Origin of the sequence: Nonlabens sp. (genome assembly GCF_965657255.1) — a bacterium.
Lineage (GTDB): Bacteria > Bacteroidota > Bacteroidia > Flavobacteriales > Flavobacteriaceae > Nonlabens.
In genome coordinates this window covers 79112-102639 of sequence record NZ_CBFHNM010000005.1, presented here as the reverse complement: position 1 = coordinate 102639, position 23528 = coordinate 79112, and the positions used below count along the sequence as shown (strand labels likewise).

At 34.8% G+C, this 23528-nt stretch carries 22 protein-coding genes and 1 tRNA gene; 6 read left to right on the top strand and 17 right to left on the bottom strand.

What is annotated here, in order from left to right; genetic code table 11:
- Positions 1 to 6: 6 nt before the first annotated feature.
- The 11 genes from ACTF54_RS07860 to ACTF54_RS07810 all read right to left on the bottom strand — a co-directional run bounded on the left by ACTF54_RS07860 (position 7) and on the right by ACTF54_RS07810 (position 10638).
- Positions 7 to 936 carry a DUF58 domain-containing protein gene (locus ACTF54_RS07860; protein ID WP_347196043.1) on the bottom strand — a complete coding sequence of 310 codons (930 nt, stop codon included), beginning with the start codon at positions 934 to 936 and terminating at the stop codon, positions 7 to 9.
- Between the two features lie 149 nt (positions 937 to 1085).
- Positions 1086 to 1403 carry a thioredoxin gene (gene trxA / locus ACTF54_RS07855; RefSeq protein ID WP_347196033.1) on the bottom strand — a complete coding sequence of 106 codons (318 nt, stop codon included), beginning with the start codon at positions 1401 to 1403 and terminating at the stop codon, positions 1086 to 1088.
- A gap of 126 nt (positions 1404 to 1529) precedes the next feature.
- Entirely contained in the window at positions 1530 to 2372 is an 843-nt protein-coding gene (gene rsmA / locus ACTF54_RS07850) for a 16S rRNA (adenine(1518)-N(6)/adenine(1519)-N(6))-dimethyltransferase RsmA (RefSeq protein WP_347196032.1), read from the bottom strand.
- 76 nt (positions 2373 to 2448) lie between these two features.
- Entirely contained in the window at positions 2449 to 2772 is a 324-nt protein-coding gene (locus ACTF54_RS07845; RefSeq protein WP_347196031.1) for a DUF4286 family protein, read from the bottom strand.
- A 23-nt stretch (positions 2773 to 2795) separates the two neighbouring features.
- Entirely contained in the window at positions 2796 to 4586 is a 1791-nt protein-coding gene (locus ACTF54_RS07840; protein ID WP_438969105.1) for a tetratricopeptide repeat protein, read from the bottom strand.
- A gap of 10 nt (positions 4587 to 4596) precedes the next feature.
- The gene (gene serS, locus ACTF54_RS07835; RefSeq protein ID WP_347196029.1) at positions 4597 to 5868 is read right to left on the bottom strand and encodes a serine--tRNA ligase; all 1272 of its coding nucleotides are present in this window, start codon (positions 5866 to 5868) and stop codon (positions 4597 to 4599) included.
- Between the two features lie 68 nt (positions 5869 to 5936).
- On the bottom strand, positions 5937 to 7277 hold the full coding sequence (locus tag ACTF54_RS07830) for an HTTM domain-containing protein (RefSeq protein ID WP_347196028.1): 1341 nt from the start codon (positions 7275 to 7277) through the stop codon (positions 5937 to 5939).
- The gene (locus ACTF54_RS07825) at positions 7258 to 8193 is read right to left on the bottom strand and encodes a bifunctional riboflavin kinase/FAD synthetase (RefSeq protein ID WP_347196027.1); all 936 of its coding nucleotides are present in this window, start codon (positions 8191 to 8193) and stop codon (positions 7258 to 7260) included. Before ACTF54_RS07825 ends, ACTF54_RS07830 begins: the two co-directional genes overlap by 20 nt.
- Positions 8194 to 8337: 144 nt before the next feature.
- Positions 8338 to 8976, bottom strand: coding sequence for an aminoacyl-tRNA hydrolase (gene pth / locus ACTF54_RS07820; RefSeq protein WP_347196026.1), 639 nt, complete (start codon positions 8974 to 8976; stop codon positions 8338 to 8340).
- A gap of 63 nt (positions 8977 to 9039) precedes the next feature.
- Entirely contained in the window at positions 9040 to 9672 is a 633-nt protein-coding gene (locus tag ACTF54_RS07815) for a 50S ribosomal protein L25/general stress protein Ctc (protein WP_347196025.1), read from the bottom strand.
- Between the two features lie 24 nt (positions 9673 to 9696).
- A complete protein-coding gene (locus ACTF54_RS07810; RefSeq protein WP_347196024.1) occupies positions 9697 to 10638 on the bottom strand; it encodes a ribose-phosphate pyrophosphokinase in 942 nt (313 codons plus the stop codon).
- A 133-nt stretch (positions 10639 to 10771) separates the two neighbouring features.
- Between ACTF54_RS07810 and ACTF54_RS07805 the strand changes: the two genes are divergently transcribed.
- From ACTF54_RS07805 to ACTF54_RS07780, 6 genes are all read left to right on the top strand, one after another.
- Positions 10772 to 10853, top strand: a tRNA-Leu gene (locus ACTF54_RS07805).
- A 272-nt stretch (positions 10854 to 11125) separates the two neighbouring features.
- The gene (locus ACTF54_RS07800; RefSeq protein WP_347196023.1) at positions 11126 to 11869 is read left to right on the top strand and encodes a MotA/TolQ/ExbB proton channel family protein; all 744 of its coding nucleotides are present in this window, start codon (positions 11126 to 11128) and stop codon (positions 11867 to 11869) included.
- Between the two features lie 22 nt (positions 11870 to 11891).
- Positions 11892 to 12371: a hypothetical protein gene (locus ACTF54_RS07795; protein WP_347196022.1), complete on the top strand. Its 480-nt coding sequence runs from the start codon at positions 11892 to 11894 to the stop codon at positions 12369 to 12371.
- A gap of 3 nt (positions 12372 to 12374) precedes the next feature.
- Complete coding sequence (locus ACTF54_RS07790) at positions 12375 to 13007, top strand: ExbD/TolR family protein (protein ID WP_347196021.1); 633 nt, start codon at positions 12375 to 12377, stop codon at positions 13005 to 13007.
- 2 nt (positions 13008 to 13009) lie between these two features.
- Complete coding sequence (locus ACTF54_RS07785; protein WP_347196020.1) at positions 13010 to 13495, top strand: ExbD/TolR family protein; 486 nt, start codon at positions 13010 to 13012, stop codon at positions 13493 to 13495.
- Between the two features lie 87 nt (positions 13496 to 13582).
- Positions 13583 to 14293, top strand: a complete 711-nt coding sequence (locus ACTF54_RS07780) for a porin family protein (protein WP_438969104.1) — start codon at positions 13583 to 13585, stop codon at positions 14291 to 14293.
- Positions 14294 to 14302: 9 nt separating this feature from the next.
- Here ACTF54_RS07780 and ACTF54_RS07775 read toward each other — a convergent pair whose 3' ends face one another.
- The 6 genes from ACTF54_RS07775 to frr all read right to left on the bottom strand — a co-directional run bounded on the left by ACTF54_RS07775 (position 14303) and on the right by frr (position 23484).
- The gene (locus tag ACTF54_RS07775) at positions 14303 to 14908 is read right to left on the bottom strand and encodes a hypothetical protein (RefSeq protein WP_347196018.1); all 606 of its coding nucleotides are present in this window, start codon (positions 14906 to 14908) and stop codon (positions 14303 to 14305) included.
- Positions 14909 to 14914: 6 nt separating this feature from the next.
- The gene (gene rpoN / locus ACTF54_RS07770) at positions 14915 to 16372 is read right to left on the bottom strand and encodes an RNA polymerase factor sigma-54 (RefSeq protein ID WP_347196017.1); all 1458 of its coding nucleotides are present in this window, start codon (positions 16370 to 16372) and stop codon (positions 14915 to 14917) included.
- A gap of 166 nt (positions 16373 to 16538) precedes the next feature.
- On the bottom strand, positions 16539 to 17987 hold the full coding sequence (gene asnS / locus ACTF54_RS07765; RefSeq protein ID WP_347196016.1) for an asparagine--tRNA ligase: 1449 nt from the start codon (positions 17985 to 17987) through the stop codon (positions 16539 to 16541).
- 145 nt (positions 17988 to 18132) lie between these two features.
- Positions 18133 to 20526: an efflux RND transporter permease subunit gene (locus tag ACTF54_RS07760; RefSeq protein ID WP_438969103.1), complete on the bottom strand. Its 2394-nt coding sequence runs from the start codon at positions 20524 to 20526 to the stop codon at positions 18133 to 18135.
- 81 nt (positions 20527 to 20607) lie between these two features.
- The gene (locus ACTF54_RS07755) at positions 20608 to 22800 is read right to left on the bottom strand and encodes a DUF5686 family protein (protein WP_438969102.1); all 2193 of its coding nucleotides are present in this window, start codon (positions 22798 to 22800) and stop codon (positions 20608 to 20610) included.
- Between the two features lie 129 nt (positions 22801 to 22929).
- Positions 22930 to 23484 (bottom strand): ribosome recycling factor, encoded by a 555-nt coding sequence (gene frr / locus ACTF54_RS07750; RefSeq protein ID WP_347196013.1) that lies wholly within the window; start codon positions 23482 to 23484, stop codon positions 22930 to 22932.
- Positions 23485 to 23528: the final 44 nt, after the last annotated feature.

Here is a 23528-nt window from a genome sequence, read left to right as displayed (position 1 = left end):
CTTTTTTTACCTAAAAAGCTGTCTTTCTAAAATAAACGTAGTCATTACAACATCAAAGTTTTTCTGTATATCAACTGGCATGTATTTGATTTTATTTTGGCCACAGCGTACTCTTAATTTTTCAAAGTATTCCCTTATAGCTAGCTGGTAATCTTCTCGTACATTATCTGCATAAAGATTAATAAATTCACCTGTTTCAACATCGGTATATCGTGTAGGTTTATTTGAAAAATCAAAATTTACTTCTGTGGCACTGTCATAAGTATGAAAAAGAACCACATCGTGTTTATTGTATTTTAAATGTCTTAATGCCTCAAACAATTCATCTTCATGTCTATCGCTTTGAAACATATCTGTAAATAGAAAAATAAGAGATCTACGTTTAATGTTTTCGGCAATTTCATGCAAGTATTTATAAGTATCTGTCGTCTGTCCTATAGGTTTTTCAATACTGATCCTTGATAATTGATCCAGTAACATATTATGATGTCTTTCGCTTCCTTTTTCTGGTGCGTAATACTCATACTCATTTGCATAAATGCTCATACCTACCGCATCACGTTGCTTTTTAAGCAAATTCATTACACTAGCTGCAGCAAGTACTGTGAAACCTATTTTATTAAGAGATCCTATTTCCTGCTTTTTAGTAAATGGATAGTGCATGGATGGACTGTTATCTATAATTAAATGACAACGCAGGTTAGTTTCTTCATCATATCTTTTTGTATAAAGCTTATCTGTTTTTGCAAAAAGCTTCCAGTCTATATGTCTTGTGCTCTCTCCAAGATTATAGGTTTTATGCTCTGCAAATTCTGCACTAAAGCCGTGAAAAGGAGATTTGTGCATACCACTTATATAACCTTCCACTACTTGACTTGCTAGCAATTGTAAATTTTTAAATCCAGTGGTTTTATTCAGTTCCTTTTGTACATCCATATTGTGAAGATAATGAATTTCATTCTGAATATGTCTCGAATCATTAGCCTGATATCGCTTTCGCGAAAGCGAAATAACACTTAAAACAACGACATAAAAAAGCCTATTCAAAGAACAGGCTTTTTTATAAATCTATGTAAACTACTCTACTACATTAAAGCGTCCAAAGCTTCTGTGTAGGCATTTTTAGGAGCAACTCCTACCTGACGTCCTACTACTTCACCATTCTGAAAAACCAATACAGTAGGTATGTTACGCACGCCATACTTTGCTGCAAATTCTTGATTTGCGTCAACATCCATTTTACCTACAACTGCTTTATCTGCATATTCTGTAGAAACCTCGTCAATGATAGGACCTACCATACGACATGGTCCACACCATGCAGCCCAAAAGTCAACCAATACAGGTTTATCACTTTTTAATACTGTTTCTTCAAAATTTGCGTCTGTTATTTCTAATGCCATTTTATGTGTCTTTAATAATTATTTACAAATTTAAACAAAAGTCTGACCACAATAGCCTTATCAGTATTGTAGTTACTTATATTGATATATTGCTTTGTAATGTAACAGAATTCATTTTGTAATGATCTATACATCTTTAATAGTCTCTATCTCTTGAACTAGTTCCACAAACATCGCAACACTAATCTGTTCTGGACGCAGATTGAAAATATCTTTTTCTCGCATTTCATCAGGTAAATTCATTGTCTTTAACGAATTGCGCAATGTCTTTCTACGTTGTTGAAATGCTAGTTTTACTACCTGACGCAGCTTTGCATAAGAACAAGGCAAATCATTGTAATCCTCCTTACGAGTTAAACACAAGACACCGCTATCCACTTTAGGTGGTGGATTAAAAACGTCTGGACCTACCGTAAATAGATACTCTGCATGATAATAGGCCTGTGCTAAAACTGATAGAATACCATAAGTTTTAGACCCATGTGGTGCACAAATACGTTTTGCGACTTCTTTTTGAAACATCCCACCAAATTCTGGTATCTGATCGCGATTCTCGATGGTTTTAAACACTATTTGTGTACTAATATTATATGGAAAATTACCAATGATCGCATAAGATCCATCACCATAAATCTCTTTCAAGTCTTTTTTTAAAAAGTCTGCTTCTATGACTTGGAAAGTCTTTTCATTGACAATTTTAGAATGTTCTAAAGGAAAACTATGTTTTAAATAAATCACAGATTCACTGTCTAACTCTAGAGCTGTCACCTTAATATCTTTTCTGATCACATGCTTTGTAAGCACACCTGTACCTGGTCCTATTTCTAGCACCTGATTATAACCTTTATAAGATAGAGAGTCTGCAATACGTATAGCAACTGTGTCATCTTTAAGAAAATGTTGTCCTAAGTGCTTTTTTGCTGTAACACCTTTGTCCTGAGATTTATATTTAGGTTTATATTTTGCCAATTATTTTTTTGTTTTCTGTCGTAGATTATGGAGGATCGCAACGCTTAAAAGTTACTTTCTATATTGCGTTATATTTTTAATTACGCCTTACGTTATACTCATCAATTACTTCAAGCTCAGTTCTAAAGGAAAGCACTCGTTCTCCAAATTTCTCAATACTCTCTTTACGCAACTCTGGTGCATGTTGATCGTAATATTTAAGAAGGGCTTCTTTACTATTTGCTTTGTACTGAATAGAAAATGTGCTGTGACCATCCTTATCTTCAACCAGTACTCTAGTAAATCGAGCATCCATAAAAAGACCTGTTCCTAATACTTTTGCTATATGCTCTCTGATCCATGGAATCCACTCTGGTTCTACCGAGGCGTGCATATTACAAGTTACATTATATATAATCATAGAATAATTTTTAAAAAGGTGTTTTAGAATGCCTTTTCATTTTCATCACCACGCAGCCTACGATAACGCCTGCGCGCATCTACAAAGTGAATACTATCTGCATGTGAAAATATTATTTTTTCAAAAAGTTGTTTTGCTTTATCTAGCTCCATAAGCTTTTCCTGATACAACAAACCTAGGTTGTAGTAGGCGTCATCTGCCAGAATACCATCTTGATAATTATCAATAATCAGTTGGTAATTATCTCTTGCTTTTTCAAACCTACCTTCTACTTCGTATAGTTGGGCTTGTTTTAATAAAGCTTCATCTTCAATGGGATCGCCTTTGTGATCTAACAGTAATTGATCGTATAATGTAATTGCTTCAGAACGTTTGTTTTGATATTGTTTCAATTCCGCTTTCGCGAAAGCTTTCAAAGCAACAAACGTCGTATCTTCCAGAGAATGATCTGCAATAATAAGACTTAACTCCATGGCATCATTTGCAATCAATTTACTAGTTGCACTGCGCAATACTTTCAATTGGGTGAGGCTCCAAGGAAAATCGCCTTGATAATAACTGGTACGAGCCACTTTAAACTGAGATTCTTGAGAACGCAAATCGTTAGGAAGGTCATTTTGTATCTGACTGTAAAAAATCAATGCCCGATTGAATTGTTCTTGCAATACTAAAATATCTGCCAGTAACATTTTAACGTCTGCCTTCTGAAATTTGCTCAAGTCTGTTTTTTCTAAAGCAACCAAAAGATCTGTTGCCTTTTGTGCTTCATTAGTCTTAAAAGCTAAAAAGTTAGCATAATCTAGTTGCAGTCTAAACGTCTCTTTACCGATTCCATAAGCCTGTAGAAGATTTTCATATTCCTGACGGATGGCGGCATACTGTTCCCCAGTAGCTGTGTCTGCTTTAAGTTGAATCTTAAGAACTTGTGCTAGATATTTTACCGTTATAGACTGTGTTTCACCTATCATGTAGTCTAAAATCTCGTCTGCAGCCTCGATATCGTTTTCATCAATTGCTGTTAATACCAGATCTTGAATATTATCCATATTGGTTTCATCCCGCTTATAAATTGCTTTCTCTTGAATAAATGCTTTCATAAAATCCTTTTGCTGTACAAAAAGCCATGAAAGCAACTGATTATAAATAGGATCAGGATTATCTCGCAATCTTAGGATCAACACCTTTCTTAGAATTTTATTGCTCTCATTCTCTGCATCATCGGTTACATATTGTGAAAATAATGCTTGTGCACGTGGACGATAAACTGGATTTCCTTCTATAAGCTCAATGTTCTTTTCAAACATTTTCTCTAGATTGCCTTGTTCTCCATAAAGTTTGGCTAACTGGAAATTATAGTTCAGTTTATCATTGATAGCCATGCCTTTTTCATAAGATTTAATAGCAGCATCCAACTCATTACGTTGCTCAAATCTATAAGCAATAGAATAAGTAAGTTGTGGTAAAGAATCTATGGTTTTGATCGCTTCTTTATAATAAGAGTTAGCGATACTATCCTTTCCTTGAAGCTTTGCGTTGTAGCCTTTCTCAATTAGAAATTGCTCCTTACGAGAAGTTAAACTAATAGCTTCATTTATTAAGGAGTCAGCACTTTGATATTGCTCTAATTGTTGATAAACCTCTACGAGTGCAAATACACTTCTAGGATTGCGTTTATTTAAATTATAAATTTTTTGATAAATCTTTAAAGCTTTATTATACTCACCTTGATCCATATAATTTTCGGCAAGTTTAGAATCTTGAGCAACACTCAAAGAACAAAAAAGAGCCAGAACAATTATAACAAAGTAACGCATAAGTTTAAAGTTAATCTATCGTATCAAAACCACAATAAGGAATCAAGACTTTAGGGATTTTAATGCCGCCAGCAACTTGATAGTTTTCTAAAATGCTAGCTAGAATACGTGGCAACGCGAGAGAGCTACCATTCAAAGTATGTGCCAATTCTGTTCCTTTCTCTCCAGATCTATAACGCAATTTCAAACGATTTGCTTGAAAAGTCTTGAAATTAGAAACACTACTTACTTCTAACCATTTTTCTTGAGCAGTGCTGTATACCTCAAAATCATATGTAAGCGTAGATGTAAAACCTAAATCACCACCACACAGTCTTAAGATACGGTAAGGCAATTCTAGTTCTTCTAGAATATCTTTTACATGAACAACCATTGCGTCCAGAGCGCCATCACTTTGATCTGGATGCTCGATACGTAGAATTTCTACTTTATCAAATTGATGCAAACGATTCAAACCTCTAACATCACTTCCATAACTACCAGCCTCACGACGGAAACACGGTGTATATCCTGTCATAGTGATAGGCAAATCTTTTGAATCTAAAAGACTACCTCTGTATATATTAGTAATAGGAACTTCTCCAGTTGGGATCAAATAAAGATCATCTATACCTACATGATACATTTGTCCCTCTTTGTCAGGTAGCTGTCCTGTTCCATAACCACTAGCTTCATTAACTAAATGCGGTACTTGCATCTCATTATAACCAGCTGCGGTATTTTTATCTAAAAAGTAATTGATCAAAGCGCGTTGCAGTCTCGCTCCTTTATTTTTATATACTGGAAAACCAGCACCAGTGATTTTATTACCCAGTTCAAAATCTATGATATCATAGTCTTTGACTAGTTCCCAGTGTGGTTTTGCTCCTTCATGCAATACCGGTATTTCTCCATGTTGAGAAACCACTTCATTATCCTCATCACTATTACCTGCGGGAACACTTTCCTGAGGAATATTAGGAATCGTGTAAAGAATTTGCTGCAACTCTTCTACAGCAGCATTTAGTTCATCACCTAATTCTTTTGAAGATTCTTTTAATTCAGTTGTTTGAGCTTTAAGCTCATTTGCCTCAGCAGCTTTACCGGACTTAAACAACTCTCCTATTTCTTTAGAAAGCTTGTTACTTTTTGCTAGCGTTTCATCTAGTTGGGCCTGCAAATTACGTCGATTTTCATCTGCCGCTATGGCGCTTTCCAATAATGGAAGTGCATCCATATTTCTCTTTTGCAATGCTTTTGCAAAAGCTTCCTTGTTTTCACGTATTTCTGCTATTTGAAGCATGTGATCTAGTTTAAAATATAAAGGGTAAAATTAGGGATTATCGTTAACATAACGACATGTTCATCGCCTTAGTTTTTAAGAGGATCTTTTTCTTCGTAAAGAGAAGATGGCATGATCCAAGAATGGTGTTTAAAATGACTCCACTCTTCTTTTGTAAGATCTATTGTTGGATCTGTTAGTTGTTTTCTAGGTCTTCCATTGATAGACACTTTAACATCTGCATACACTTCTATTTCTTTGCCTTTTGCTGCATAAATCTCCTCTAATTTTTGCGCAAATTGCCAGATAAAATCAGGTTTAGAAACGACAGAACGTTCTTGTTTAAAGCTCAAATATTTTTGTAATTGAACTGGTGTTTTCTTTCCAGTATCTTTTTCTACTATGTAAAAAGTTCCAACGCCTGCTCTACTACGCAACATCATGCGCCAGCTTAACCGATGTCCTTCTTCTGTCCATAGAACATCGTCTTTAATAACCCAATGTCTTAAGGGCAACAACAACATTATTAACAGAAATGTGGTGGTTGAGAAAACTATAAAATTTCTAGTTTTAGGAACGATTACTTCTGCTGCTGCATAGTAAGTTTTCTTCCATATCAATCTTTTATGTAAGACCTCTGTAGAAAAGAAAAACAACAGGAAAGATAGTGCTAGATATGGGAAAATACCTATTTGAAAAACTACACTATTAAAAATATGAAAGAAAACAGAAGCAATAACTGCAAGCCATCGCGTTCTTTTCCATAGCAAGAATGGGACAATTAAAAGATCAAAAAATAAACCAAAATATAAAATTGCTTGATGCGCCCAGTCTTGTTGTAAAATATCAAAATTCCTGCCCCTAGTACTCATAAGAAATTTAGGAAAGCTACCATCTAACCAATCTGGATAAAATTTTGCAACACTTGCATAGGCATAAATAATTCCTAGAAAGGCTACGATAAAAATGTAAATCCATCTAGACATATGCTCTTTCCTGATAGAAGGATTTAATCGAGCGTCCAGAGAAGCAGATTTATTTGCTGGGAGCAAGACCATTAAAAAGTTAAGTAACATCAACAGATAACAATGATTATTGTAGCTACTTTTTTGCATTAAATACACATAAGCCCAGGTAATCGCATAAAACAACATCGCCATACGGTATTTGTAACCTAGCATCACCAGTAAACCTGCTATTCCCATGGTCATATATAGAACATACATCCAGTTTCCTGGTAACGGTTCTAAAAATTCAAAGCCTATAAAAGTAAAGGTAAATTGAGGATCAATAAAAAGCCTTTTTACGGCACCCAATGCTATAGATCCAAAAGCTTCACAAGCAATCAATAACCCAAACAACATTCTAAAAAGAACTAACGCTGTGTTGTCTACTTGTTTAAACAGCCATTTATCTAGCTTGCTGTGCATAAGCAGTGGTGTTTTGCTCGTCTATTTTCATAGCAGCAATTAAATCTGGAAGGTTATCAAATTTCTCCTCGCTTCTAAGACGTTTATGAAAAAATAACTCCATTTCTTGATCATAAAGATTTGCTTTGAAGTTAAGGTAGTACGTTTCTATGGTTTGTAAAGCATCATTAGAGACAGTAGGATTAGTTCCTATATTAGTCATTCCATAAACACGTTCTCCATTTATTATGGAACTTGTTATATAAACACCTGTAGCTGGGATCATCTTATAAGCTTCACTTACAGCAAGGTTTGCTGTAGGATAACCTATGGTACGACCTAATTTCTTGCCAGAAATAATCTTACCATGAATACTGAAATCACGATTCAAATAGGTATTCGTTTTTTCTATAGATCCGTTTTCTAAAGTGTTTCTGATTTTAGTACTACTAACCGCCACTTCTTCTACTTCCTTTTTTGAAATTTCAATTACTTCAAAATCAAATTCTTTGGCAAATTCTTTTAATTCATTAATACTTGCAGATCTATTGATTCCAAATCTATGGTCATAACCTATCACTACAATTTTAGCCTGTAAACTGTCTACTAGAATGTTCTTCACATAATCTAGTGCTGTTGTTCTAGAAAATTCCTTTGAAAACGGATGAATAACAACATTCTCTATTCCTTGATTTGCAGCAAGCTGCACACGCTCCTCAATCGTATTAATCAATTTGAGGTCTTGATCTGGCTGCAATATCATTCTAGGATGAGGAAAAAAAGTGAGCAATACGCTGGTTAAAGCATCCTTTTCAGCTCTTTGAACAACACGTTTAAGAATTTTTTGATGCCCTTGATGTACACCATCAAAGGTTCCAATTGTTACTACAGCACCTTTAGAGGATTTGTATTGATTAATATTATGGTATGTATTCAATTCAGAATGTTCTTATGGATGTTGCAAATTATAATAATCTGTTTACATTTTAAGGATTTTAAGAGCCTTTTAATGGTTTATGAATTAGTGTTTGTTTCGCTTTCGCGAAAGCGGAATTCAATCAAAATTAATTTATGAAAATAATCACTTCCCATTATATTGATTCATGGTATTTGCAAGACCAGCATGAGTGAAAGATAAAGCCATGCTTGCTGCAGTACTTAAACGCTCTGGCAAGTCTTTTTGCTCTTCTTTGTTCCATTCTCCCAATACATAATCTACCTGACGACCTTTTGAAAACGCGTCTGATATACCAAAACGCAATCGTGGATATTTAGGCGTATTTAAAGTAATCTGAGTATCTTTTAAACCATTATGTCCACCATCTGTGCCTTTTGCCTTCATACGTAATGTACCAAATGGCAAATTCAAGTCATCTGTAATGACAAGAATGTTTTCAATATCTATTCCTTCTTGTTTCATATAAAACTTAATGGCTTTACCACTAAGATTCATAAAAGTACTAGGTTTTAATAAAATAACACTTTTACCTTTATGCTTGATACTTGCTACATCACCTAGTTTCAAGGTTTCAAACACAACTTCTTTCTCTCCTGCAATTTCATCTAAAATCTTGAAACCTATATTATGTCTAGTCTCTAAATATTTTGAGCCAGGATTTCCTAAACCTACAATCAAGAATTTTTTCATTGGGTCTTGTTCCTTTAAAAGGGATGTGAATTTAACCTCACGATGCCATATGTTTTTAAGCCAATTCAACATGGTGTAAAAATAAAAAAGCTGCGAGAAATAGATCTCGCAGCTTGTAAAAATTTTGAACGCTTATTAATTTTCTTTAACAGCAGCTTCATCATCTGTTTGTGCAGAAGGAACATCTCCTGCTTCTGTATCGTCATCATCCTCAACGATAGCAGTACGAGAAGTTTTGATCATTACAACAACTACAGAGTCTGGATGCATGATTTCATACTCCTCTACTCTTAGGTCACGTACATATTTCTTATGACCGATTTTCATATCAGTAATATCAATAGTAATAAAATCTGGTAAATTAGCTGGAAGTGCTTTTACTTTTAATTTACGGTTGTTACGACGTAACACACCACCGTTAAGTACACCTCTTGAAGCACCTGTTAACTGAACTGGAACTTCCATTGTTACCATTTTATCATCAAAGATTTGGTAAAAATCTGCGTGTAAAAGAAGCTCTTTTACCGGGTGCCATTGCATATCTTGAGCAATTGCATTGTACTTTCCATCTTTACCTAGATCAACAACAACTGTGTGAGCGTCTGGAGTATAGACTAATTTTTTAAATGCTTTCTCTTCTGCTGAAAAGTGTATAGGCTCGTCTCCTCCGTAAATTACGCAAGGAACCAATCCAGCATTACGTAAGGCTTTTGTTGACTTTTTGCCCACGCTTTCTCTTTTTGATCCTGAGATCGTGATTGATTTCATGTTATATATATTTAGTTAATGAAATTACATTATAAAGTGTTCACTAATAGATTCATTGTTTTGCACGCTTTGCATGACTTCTGCAAACAGTGATGCGCAAGAAAGCACTCTTATCTTAGCACTTTGCTGCTTCAATGGAATCGAATCAGTAACGATTAATTCTAATAATTGTGAGTCGTTGATACGCTCATAGGCTTTTCCTGAAAGAATTGCATGTGTACAAATAGCTCTAACGCTTTTTGCACCTCTTTCCATCATCACATCTGCGGCCTTAGTCAATGTCCCTGCCGTATCCACCATATCATCTACAAGGACTACGTTTTTTCCTGTTACATCACCTATAAGTTCCATGTGGGAAATTACATTTGCTTTTTGACGTTGTTTGTAACAAACTACTACATCACTTTCTAAAGTCTTTGCATAAGCATAAGCACGTTTAGAACCTCCCATATCTGGAGAAGCTATAGTTAGATCGCTTAAATTAAGACTCTTTAAATAAGGTATAAATAATGCACTCGCAAATAAGTGGTCTACTGGCTTTTCAAAAAACCCTTGAATTTGATCTGCATGTAGATCCATGGTAATAATACGAGTAGCCCCTGCAGACTCCAGTATTTTTGCAATCATTTTAGCTCCTATTGGCACACGAGGTTTATCTTTACGATCTTGTCTTGCCCAACCAAAATAAGGAATTACAGCAGTGATGTGCCTAGCACTTGCACGCTTTGCAGCATCAATCATCAATAGCATTTCCATAAGGTGATCACTACTAGGTTGTGTAGAACCGATTATAAATATACGCCTACCTCTTATAGATTCTTCAAAAGATGGTTGAAACTCACCGTCGCTAAAAGTGGAAAAATTTACTTTACCTAAAGTGGCTCCGTACTTGTCTGCTATTGCGATTGCAAGGTCCATACTCTGGCGACAACCGAATAATTTAGCATCTTTTAAAGCGTAGTTCATATTAAAATCTTTAAGGACATGATTTTAGGGCTGCAAATGTACTTATAATTTTAGAGATGACATTCTAAATAAGAGTCAATTTGTGTATGAATAGTGTTTTTATTTATTACTTTTGCCATCCCAATGATCAACTGCCTCAGTGGTGGAATTGGTAGACACGTTGGATTCAAAATCCAATGCTTCACGGCGTGCCGGTTCGATTCCGGCCTGAGGTACAAAAAGAGCTCTTCATCATAAAATGAAAGCTCTTTTGTTATTTAACACAAAAACTTAATTGAGTTTACAATTAAATAACACTGGCGACACAGAACACCCTAAACTACTGAATCCCTATGTTTTCTGCATAATAATTGATATTAAAGACTGTTATTAACTGACACATATGCCAAATAAATTAGACATAGATTAACAAATCTTGTGTTATTTTAGCCCAAGAAATTATATATTTACCCCTTAACTTGAAAATTCAATAAATCAAATAAGTCAAATGAAACGATCACTTTCAATTTTATTCACGGCAGCCATGACATTAGGTGTTACTGGTGTAGCTTCAGCATCATCACTAATTCAAGATGACGCAACGACAAAAACAACGGAATCATTTCACCAGGTATTAAAGAAGAACTTTATAGACGGTGGACCTGGTTTTATGGCGATTGTATTGGTATGTCTTATATTAGGACTAGCAGTGGCAATTGAAAGAATTATCTATTTGAATCTTTCTACTACAAATTCTAAAAAACTTGCAGCAGATGTAGAGCAAGCTCTTAAAAGCGGTGGTATTGAAGCAGCAAAAGATATTTGCCGCAACACCAAAGGACCTGTAGCATCTATTTACTACCAAGGCCTTGATAGAGCTGATGAAAGTATAGAAGCAGCAGAAAAAGCAGTTGTAGCTTATGGTGGTGTACAAATGGGACAACTAGAAAAAAATGTTTCTTGGGTATCTTTATTTATCGCTCTTGCACCTATGTTAGGTTTCATGGGTACAGTAATAGGTATGATAGGGTCGTTTAATAGTATTGAAGAAGCAGGAACAATGGAACCTTCTCTTGTAGCTGGTGGTATTAAAGTAGCACTTCTCACAACTGTATTCGGTCTAATTGTTGCAATTATTCTTCAGATATTTTACAATTATATCGTCTCAAAAATCGATAGTATTGTAAACGATATGGAAGACGCTTCTATTACACTTATTGACATTCTTGTGGATTACAAGAACGGTAAGTAATTAACCATTACAAAAACAAATCATGGTTTTACATAAAGTATTAAAATACCTAGTTCTTCTTCTGAGCATAGTAGCGATGGGATTCTTTTTCTATACGCTGGCTTTAGGTGATGAAGCAATTGAACTAAACACGGAAGGCAGCCAGGCTGTAACCGTATCGCCCTTAATTATTCTTGCATACATAACTCTAGGTCTTACTGTTGTAATTGTATTACTTTTTGTCCTAAAAGGATTGTTTACCAATCCAGAGGCCCTCAAAAAAGCAGGTGTTTCTGTTGGATTATTGTTGTTAGTTGCAGTGATTTCTTACTTTTTAGCAAATGACCTTAATACAGAAGGTTTTGTAGAAGGTGGCAAGGTTATTGAACTAGATAATGGACAAGAGCTTTCTAAAAACACTTCTAAATGGATAGGAGCATCGTTATATATGTTCTATATATTAGGAGCTGTTGCAGTTGCAACTGTTGTATGGGCTGGAGTAAGCAAACAATTAAAAAAATAAATTATGGCTAGAAGATCTGCACCAGAAGTAAACGCCGGATCGATGGCAGACATCGCATTCCTATTATTGATCTTCTTCCTGGTAACTACTACCATTGAAGTGGATAGTGGTATTGCTAGCAAACTACCACCGCCATTACCTCCAGAAACAAAGCCTCCACTTATTAAGGAAAAGAATATTTTTCAAGTTGTTGTAAATGCAGAAAATCGTTTACTTGTTGAAGATGCTGACATGGAAATAGGAGATTTAACTGATGCTGCTGTTAAATTTCTAGATAATGGAGGAGGAACTTTACCTCAAAATTCATGTTCCTATTGTAGAGGAGATAAAGATCCAGAATCTTCAGATAATCCTAAGAAAGCTGTAATATCTCTTGTTAATGATAGACAAACCTCTTACAAGATGTATCTAGCTGTTACTAATGAGTTAGTGAGAGCTTATTCAATTCTTAGAGATCGTGAAGCAAAACGTTTGTACAATGAAACTTTTAGTTCCATGACAAACAGATTTGCAGAATGGCCAGCTACTGAAAAAGAGAATAATCCAGAATATGATGAATTAGAGGAAAGAATCAAAAAAGTACAGGAATTATTCCCTAGAAATCTTTCTGAAGCAGAACCTCAAAACAGAGAATAATTATGTCTAAGTTTAAGAAAAAAAAGAATTCTGAAGTACCTGCTGTAAATACGGCATCACTTCCTGATATTGTATTTATGTTATTGTTCTTTTTCATGGTTGCGACTGTAATGAGAGATGATGAGCTGCAAATTGAAAATCAACTGCCACAAGCAAATCAAGTGGAAAAGTTAGCGGAAAAAAAGAAAGTAGTAACTATTTACATAGGTAAACCAAGTCCTAATTTCACTAAACAATACGGTGTAACAGAAGTAATACAACTAGGAGATAAAATATCACCTATTACCGATGTAAGAACGTATGTTGATACAAAGAGAAACGCTATGGATGAAGATGTTAAGGACGAAATGATGGTTTCTTTAAAAGTTGATCAAAATTCTCAAATCGGTATATTGACTGATGTAAAACAAGAATTGAGAGAAGCTATGGCATTAAAAATTAGTTATACTTCGGTAGAAGGAGACCCTTTAAGAAACTTAAAAAACTAAAATTTCTTTCTTTTAAATTATTCAAAATAGCCGTTCTTAAAAGAACGGCTATTTTTATATCTTTACTTATATTCGTACAGCGTCCATATGAGAATCATTATACTTACTCTATTGTTTTTATCTAGTTTTTATAAATCAAAAGCTCAAGACAGTAACAAGTATAATAACGCTATTCCCAATGTAGTAGATTCCTTATACAGAGAAGATCAATTCTACATAGGATTGACATTTAATCTTATTACTAATCAGCCAGAATCTTATTCTCAAAATGGGTTTTCTGGTGGTTTACATTTTGGGTTTATTAGAGATATGCCTTTTAATAAAAGACGTAACCTTGCCATTGGAGTTGGTTTAGGGCATTCTTTAAATACGTACAATTCCAACTTATTTATAGGAGAAGAACCTTCAGGAGAAACGATTTTTCGTACACTAGGAAGTAGTGACAATGCAGATCGAAACAGATTCAATACTAATTTGATCGAAATGCCCATTCAATTCAGATGGCGCACATCTTCACCAATGAATTATAGCTTTTGGCGCATTTACGGTGGAGTAAAGCTTTCTTACATATACTACTATAGAGCAGTATTTGAAAATAAGGATATTAGTATCACACAAACTGAAATTCCAGAATTGAACAGAATGAGATATGCAGCAATTTTAACCTTAGGTAACGGTAGTTTCAACGCCTTTTTTCAATATGATCTAAACACACTTTTTGATAAAAATGCCATGATCAATTTAGATCGTATTAATTTACAAACCCTAAAATTTGGAATAGAATTTTATATTCTTTAAAAAACTTTTCTAAGAGACTGAATAACTAAAAGCTAATATCTGACTGATCAGCCCTATGGAGAAACCAAAAATAAGCTCATGACCTTTATGGGCTTGCATACTTAATCTAGAAGTGGCTGTGAGACCAGAGATTATTCCTACAAAAGCCATTGGTGACAAAAGACTCATTCCTTCAATAAAAGATAGCATAATTAGAAAACCTAAAACACCACCACAAGCAAGTAAATGAAGGCTGATTTTGTACCTTAAAAAAGTAATCAATGTAGCAACTAATGTAGCTATAAATGTTCCTAAAAAAAAGTAATAAAGAGATGAGTGAAAACCATCCCTAAAGGTACCTCTTAATAAAATCAATAGTAAGACCAGATAAACTAGCAAAGGCGTAATGCGTTCTTTTGTCGTCGTTAAGTGAACACTTTGTACTATTCCTAGAATTTTTAGAATCGTATAAATTAATAATGGAATAGCAGCAGTGAGAATAACTATTAAGTACAGCTTTAACCTGACACTTTCTGCATCACTATAATAGCTAAAATTAAAGTACCACAGTGACGCTAACGATGGAATAAAGATAGGGTTAACTATGTAGCTCCATAACTTTAAAAACCTCTTCATGCGCTATTAAATCTCTTTCCTTAAACGTGCTACAGGTATATCTAGCTGCTCTCTATATTTAGCAACAGTTCTACGTGCTATAGGATAACCCTTTTCTTTAAGTAGTTCTGCTAATTTTTGATCCGTAAAAGGCTTCTTCTTGCTCTCCTCACCAATTACATTTTCTAAGATCTTTTTAATTTCACGTGTAGAAACTTCCTCACCATCAGAATTGGTCATAGATTCTGAAAAGAACTCTTTGATCAACTTTGTACCGTATGGAGTGTCGACATATTTAGAATTTGCAACACGAGAAACTGTAGATACATCCATATCAATCTTATCTGCAATATCCTTTAGGATCATAGGTTTCAAATTGCGCTCGTCACCAGTTAAAAAATATTGTTGCTGATAGTACATAATTGTAGACATGGTAACAAATAAGGTTTCTTGTCTTTGCTTTATCGCTTCAATAAACCATTTTGCGCCATCTAACTTCTGTTTAATAAACATAACCGCGTCTTTTTGCGATTTAGTTTTTTCCTTGGCTTCCTTATAGCCACGCAACATATTAGAATAATCTCTAGAAACATGCAATTCTGGCGCATTACGCCCATTGAGAGTCAATTCTAATTCTCCATCTTTGATTCTTATCGTAAAATCAGGAACAACCTGTTCTACGATACGTGTACTTCCGCCAGTATAAGAACCGCCTGGCTTTGGGTTTAAATGCTCGATATCATCAATTGCATCGCGCAATTGATCTTCTGTAATATCATACTTTGCTATGATCTTAGAGTAATGCTTCTTACTGAAAGCATCAAATGAATCTCTAATTAACTTAATGGCCAGCTCAATACTTTCTGTGTTCCGCTTTCGCGAAAGCTGTATAAGTAAACATTCTTGCAAATCTCGAGCTCCTACTCCTGCAGGATCAAGTTCATGAACGACTTTAAGCACTTTTTCTACCTCATCCACTTCCGTATACAGGTTCATGGTAAAAGCAAGGTCATCAGTGATATCTTCTAATGATCTTCTAATGTAGCCACTTCCATCGATACTACCTACTAGAAACTCTGCAATGGCTCTATCATCTGCGCTCAGTCTGCGAGTATTTAATTGCTCTACTAGTGTTTGTGTAAAAGATTTTCCTGCAGCATAAGGAACACTTTTTTCATCGTCATCTGCACTGTAATTATTTACTTTAGTGCGATACTCAGGCACATCGTCATCACTCAAATAATCATCTACATTGATGTCGGTATCTATAGACTCGTTACCATCGTCGTATTCGTTTTCATTAGAAAACTCGTCATAATCTTCGTCAGACTTTTCTTTACCATCATCCAGCGCTGGATTTTCTTCCAGTTCTGACTTTACGCGTTGCTCAAAAGCCTGCGTAGGCAGTTGTATCAACTTCATCAACTGTATTTGTTGCGGAGATAACTTTTGAGATAATTTAAAATTGAGCGACTGTCTTAGCATGGTTGTTTTCTAACTACGTAAAAATACTAAAAGCCAATTTGATAAAAGCTATAGTTGTTAAAATTATAACGGATCGTAATCAGTAAATGTATTTGAAATACATATAAAATCAAAAGTCCTGATATCAATTAAGAAATCAGGACTTTAAAAATACTTTATAATAATTTTAGAACGCTGCGTTTCCTGGCGTGCGTGGATAAGGAATCACATCTCTTACGTTACCCATTCCTGTTACAAACATAACTAGACGTTCAAAACCAAGTCCAAAACCACTGTGCACCACACTACCGAATTTGCGCATTTCCAGATACCATCCTAATTCTTCCTCTGGAATTCCCATAGCATCCATTTTACCTTTCAACACATCATAACGTTCCTCACGCTGCGATCCACCTACTATTTCACCTATTCCAGGGAAAAGTATATCCATAGCTCTTACTGTTTCACGACCTTCTTTATCAGGATCGTTTAACCTCATGTAAAACGCCTTAATTTTTGCTGGATAATCAAAAAGAATAACAGGACATTCAAAATGCTTTTCTACAAGATAACGCTCATGTTCTGACTGCAAGTCTGCGCCCCATTCTTCAATAATATACTTGAATTTCTTCTTTTTGTTAGGCTTAGAATTTCTTAAAATATCAATCGCCTCTGTGTAAGAAACACGCTTAAAGTGATTTTTACCTATAAACGCCAGCTTCTCACGCAGTGGCATTGGACTGCGTTCTGCTTGTGGTTTGCTTTTATCTTCTTGCTCTAATCTTTTTTCTAAAAATTCAATATCGTCAGCACAGTTTTCTAGTGCATAATCCACCACATATTTAATAAAATCCTCTGCAAGATCCATGTTAGCATCTAGATCATTGAAAGCCACTTCAGGCTCTATCATCCAGAATTCTGCAAGGTGGCGTGACGTATTCGAGTTTTCTGCTCTAAAGGTAGGACCAAAAGTATATACATTACCTAATCCCATTGCATAGGTCTCTGCTTCTAACTGTCCAGAAACGGTAAGATTAGATTCCTTTTCAAAGAAATCTTGCTTATAATCAATTTTACCTTCTTCATCCAGCGGCGGATTCTTAGGATCTAACGTAGAAATACGGAACATTTCTCCTGCACCTTCTGCATCGCTCCCTGTAATAATAGGCGTATGTGCTTGATAAAATCCGTTCTTTTGAAAATAACTATGTACCGCAAAAGAAAGTGCCGCTCTTACACGCATTACTGCGCCAAAAGTATTAGTTCGCACACGTAAATGCGCTTGTTCTCTTAAGGTTTCTAGCTTGTGCTTTTTAGGAGAAAGAATAGTCTTCTTTACCTCTTCAGGATCTGCAGTGGCAAGAATTTGAATTTTTGTGGCTTGCAATTCTATGCGCTGTCCAGAACCTTCACTTTCTACTAAAGTTCCAGTCACGGCAACTGCGCTCGCAACGGTAATTTGATCTAATACATCTCTTTCCTGATCTTCTGGTTCTATAACGGCTTGTAAATTATGAATGGTAGAACCATCGTTAAGCGCTATAAATCTATCATTTCTAAAACTACGTACCCAACCTTTTACGGTAATCTCTACCATGCTAGGTTCTGATTGTAGTATTGCTGCTATTCTTTTCATTAGTTTCTTAAATAAATTAAGTGCGGCAAATATAATTTTTATGAGTCGTTGCTACAATAAATTAAGATGGTTAATGTGATAAGGAAGGTTGTTATCTCGCTTTCGCGAAAGCGAAATAATAACAAACTATGATACAATGAATGACTTAATGCACTTCTTCCTCGTCTTTATGCGGCTCTACAAGAGGAATAGACGGCTTTTTAAAGGTACGCTCGTTTGCAACACTTCTTTCTAGCGAAAGCAGCATACTAGGCAACAACAACAAGTTTGCGGCCATTGCAAAAAGCAATGTAGCACTAACCAATGCTCCTAAGGCTACCGTACCACCAAAACTGGAAATCGTAAACGTAGAGAAACCAAAAAACAAAACAATGGATGTATAAAACATGCTTACACCTGTTTCTTTTAAAGCCCCATAAACAGACTTTTTAATACGCCATTTGTTTGCCATAAGTTCCTGACGGTATTTGGCAAGAAAGTGAATGGTATCATCTACCGAGATTCCAAAAGCAATAGAAAAAACCAAAATAGTAGAAGGTTTTATAGGGACGCCTAAATAACCCATCAATCCAGCTGTAATCAACAGCGGCAATAAATTAGGTACGAGTGATACAAAAATCATGCGCAGGGAACGGAACATCCATGCCATGAAAAGAGCAATCAAAACAATAGCAAGCGATAAAGAAAGAATCAAATTATTAATCAAATAATCTGTTCCTTTTTGAAAAACTAGGGCTTTACCTGTAATGGTCACCTCATAGGCATCTTCTGAAAATATAGCATTGATTTTCTCTCTTAAGTTTTCTTCTACACGCTCCATGCGGTCGGTTCCCATATCTTTCATAAAGGTTGTGATACGCGCATTTTGTCCTGTACTATCGACAAAGCTTTTCATTAGAGAAATATCCTCACCACTCTTCTTTACTAATTGTGACATCGTTACTGCATCATAGGTAGATGGTAAATCAAAATATTCTGGATCACCACCATAGAAAGCTTGTTTACTAAATTTAACTGCAGATACTATAGACATTGGTCTAGAAAGTTCTGGAGTTTCTATGATGTGTTCTTCTAATTTATTGAGCTTTTTGAGTGTTTTAAGACCTGTTACTTTTTCGTTTTTACTATAGACCACTATTTCTAATGGCATAATACCGTCAAAGCTTTCTTCAAAAAACTTAATATCCTTATAAAACTGCATTCCTTTAGGCATGTCTTCAATAAGGCTACCAGAAACTTTAATTTGGTAAATTCCTATAAAACTTAAGATAAGAACGATCACACTTGTGATGTAAATAGGAATACGCTTACCTTTTACCATGCGCTCATTCCAGTTGACAAAACTATTGATCCATGATTTTCCTAAGTGTTTTAAATGACGCTCTTTAGGAATAGACAAGTAGCTATAAATGATAGGAATAATCATTAAGCTCAATAAAAATATAGCGATAATGCATATACTAGCTACTACACCAAATTCTACTAGCAATTTGCTTTCAGTAAAAATAAAAGTGGCAAAACCACTTGCTGTTGTAAGATTAGTCATTAAAGTAGCATTACCTACTTTGGTAATTACTCGCTGCAATGATTTAGCTTGATTACCATGGTTCTTAATTTCCTGTTGATATTTATTGATTAAGAAAATACAATTAGGAATACCGATAACAATAATCAAAGGTGGAATAAGCGCTGTAAGAACAGTAATTTCATAGCCTATCCACCCTAGAATACCAAAAGCCCACATCACTCCTATTACTACAGTAATTATAGAAATAAAGGTGGCACGCCAAGATCTAAAAAAGAAAAAGAAAATTCCAGAAGTGACTAATAAAGCTGCCAGTAAAAACATCCCTATCTCATCAACAATGTTTTGAGCATTGAGCGTGCGTATATAAGGCATTCCAGAGATTTTAATCTCTAGTTCATTACTCTCAGAATACGAATCTACTAACGGCTTAAAATGATCAATAATAAAATCTTTGCGCTCTATAGTATTGACGATTTCTTTACGCAAATAAACGGCTGTGCGTATCACACTATCATTTTCTGAATAGATCAGGTTTTTGTAGAAAGGTAAATCGTTAAAAAGCTTCTTCTTAAAATCTTGAAGTTCGCCGTTATTTTTTAACTTCTCTTTTAATACAGGAGCTACTATAAATCTAGTATTATCATCGGTTTTTGAAAGGTTGGGCAAGTTAGAAGTAGAAAGTACTAATTCTACCTCGCTAAATGTCGCAAGTGAATCTGCTAGTTCATTCCAGGCATTAAAGTTTTTGAAGTTGTCTAAATTCTTATTCTCTACACCTAAAATGATTAGATTTCCTTCTTCACCAAATTTATCTAAGAATTGATTATAAACCTCGTTTACAGGATGATCATCAGGAAGTAAATTTGCCTCGGTATGAGTAAATTGCATATGCTTCCATTGCGTAGCAAGTGCAATAGTAATAACAACAATAAGTCCTAAGATAATCTCTCTATTGCGCAGTATTAATCTGGCAATACTATTCCAAAATCTAAAACTAAATAACTTTTGCATGGATTTTTATAAGGCTTGCAAAGGTACTTTTAAATGAATTAACTAGAGAATGATAAAAAGTTAATTATGTGCTGCATAGCGTCATAGTTCTAGATAAAAAGTAAACTTGAGCGCCAGGTTGTCTTCAAAATCTGGAAGATGATAAGGACCATAGCGATAACTAGCACTTAATCCAAAACCAAAAATCAATTTATTTAATTCAAAGCCACTTTCAAAATAGCCTTTTTCTAATGTATTGAAACTAACATTTTGATGACGATCTATGTTGTCTAAATTTCCCCAAGCCGCTTTGGTAATCAAAACCATCTCTGGTTTAAGAAATGAAAAGATATTAAACGGCGCAAGACGATGGCGCACCTGTCCGATTATAATTCTATCAGAGAAAAACTCATTGAAATACATGGTCTCAAAACTTCTCGTTCCTGCTACAGAAAATCTTTGCAGCACCTCGTCTTTATTAGGCGCATTAGGATAAGCATGAAACAAATGCGTTAAAGGGACCTCACCAGTACTGTAATGTCCTTCCAGTAAAAATTCTGTACCTGATTGATCTGGTCTACTCAAAACATATTGCGCCTTTCCAGAAACCTTAAAATAGTTAAAATTACTTTCTGTCACACCTCTAAAACCCTTGGTTATTTGACCACTTAGAATAGGATAACCTCGAGATATTTCTTGAAAACCTCTTGGCGTGCGCATGAAATCACTTTCAGGGCTCCATCGCACTCCTAAAGTAGCCTCAGCAAGAACGTATTCTGAAAAAGAATCACCTTGGTCAGAAATATATTGATAACTGGTTGTTTGGTTGATTCGCTTTCGCGTAAGCGAAACCTCGCTAATCACAGAAGGGAACAAACGTTGCTGCAAGGACATCCCATATTGCTCATAAAGATAAAATGTTGGAATATTAATCAGCCGTGGTTCAAATAAAGAATACACTCGAGCGTCCGTTAAAAAACTCTCTGCAGCAAATTCATTAATATCATCTTGCTTATAAATATTAAGCCAAGTGTTTTTTTCTTTATTTATGCGAAAACCTATTCCTATTTTATGCTTAAATACTGCATCTTTTGTACCATATGCTAGATAGCCATTGATTCTAAAGTTCTCACTTAGCTTTTCATTGGTCTGTCCTCCCATTCCCAATCTAAAAGCCTCGTAATCGTTATATTTAACAAGGTATTTTAAATCAACATCTATAAAGCTTATAGGGAAATAACCTACTTTAAACTTATCTAATATTTCTAATTTACGTGTTATTTTTGAAGCACTAACGATACTATCAAGATCCATAAATTGAGCAAGCTCTGTAGTTGAAAATGCGTCTTCACCGCGATACTTTTCCCAATATTCCTCTTTTAGGTGAATAGAACTATCTTGGACCTCAATTTTTAATCCACGTCTACCATATTCTATTTCTTGATTTGCCTGAAAGTTAGAATTTAAAGCTTCAATAATAAGGTAAAGTTCTTCTGCAGCGTTTTTATCATCGTCGGTTTTTTTCTCGATTCCTACTTCAAGTCTTCCACCAAATAATTCAAACTCTTTACGTGTTTTTTCTTGTCTAACATATAACTTACGAGAGCTATTCAACCACAATGAAAACGCCTCGTTGTATATAAAGTCATGATAAGCATCTATGTTAAGCTTGCCAGATTTTTCAAAAACCGCTTTTGCGACACCGTAAGTTTCTAGATCTATATATAAATTTCCAGAAAATAGTTGTGGCACCTGACTATCTTTAGGTGTAAAGTTCAATTTAGAAACTGCTCTTCCTGCTACAGTCGTATCTTTTTCTATTTGAAAATTATACAACGTCATGGACTTTTTATTAAGCGGACTTATAAATTCCTGATCAAAAATAATATACCTATCCTCGTACACATTTTCTGACTGAAAATCTATATTATAAATAGGATACACTGGCTCTTCAAAACCTGGCATATTTGCACCAGTAATGATCTCTTTATAGCCTTCTTTATAGTCATAAATATGACGAGAAGTTTTTTCTGCAAAAAAGACTCTTGTTTTCTTTAAAGTTTTTCTGAGTTCTGTCTTTTTATAACCAGGTCCAGTTAGTGCTTCTGGATCTCCAGAAACTTTTAAATTCTCGTAAGAATCGTATTTGTAAGAATTAAGTTTATGAGTAGGATCATTCTTTTTTGTAGATATAAGTACTTTGGTCATCAATAGATCTGCCTCTCTCGCACTCGATTTCTGTGCTAACACAGTAGCACATGAAAGTGTCAACAAAATTCCAAAAAGTAGCTTCATAAAATCATAATGCCTAAAAAATTGAGACTAGAAAAAGAAGATCGTTATAATTATTGTTCTTAACGGTAGATGATCTGTACAAAAAACGCCAGATTGTAGTCTGGCGTTTTATTTGAAATAAAGCCTTTATTAGACTTTCATTATTTCTTTCTCTTTGATCACTAGGTGATCGTCTATTTTAACAATGTATTTATCTGTTAACGTTTGCACATCTGCTTCTGCGTTTTTAAGTAAATCTTCAGAAATATCTAATTTTTTAAGATCATTCATTGCCACTTTACGGTCGTTACGCACCCCTATTTTTGCTTCTTCAGCTTCTGCTTTTGCTTGTTTAACAAGTTCTTTACGTCGTTCTTCTGTAAGAGCAGGAACATTAATAATGATACTCTCACCATTATTCATAGGATTTAAACCCAGATTAGCATACATGATTCCTTTTTCAATTTCAGTAATCATTCCTTTTTCCCATGGTGATATACTCAAGGTGCGTGCGTCTGGAGTAGAAACATTTGCAACTTGTGAAAGCGGTGTCTGACTTCCATAATAATCTACCATTACAGTACTTAACATAGCAGGCATTGCTTTACCAGCGCGTATGCTTAATAATTGTTTTTCTAAATGAACAATGGCATTGTCCATATTTTCCTTTGCAGTATCGAGAATAAAATTAATTTCTTCGTTCATCTATAATATTTTTATGAAATCTTATGCAAATATATTGCTGTTTT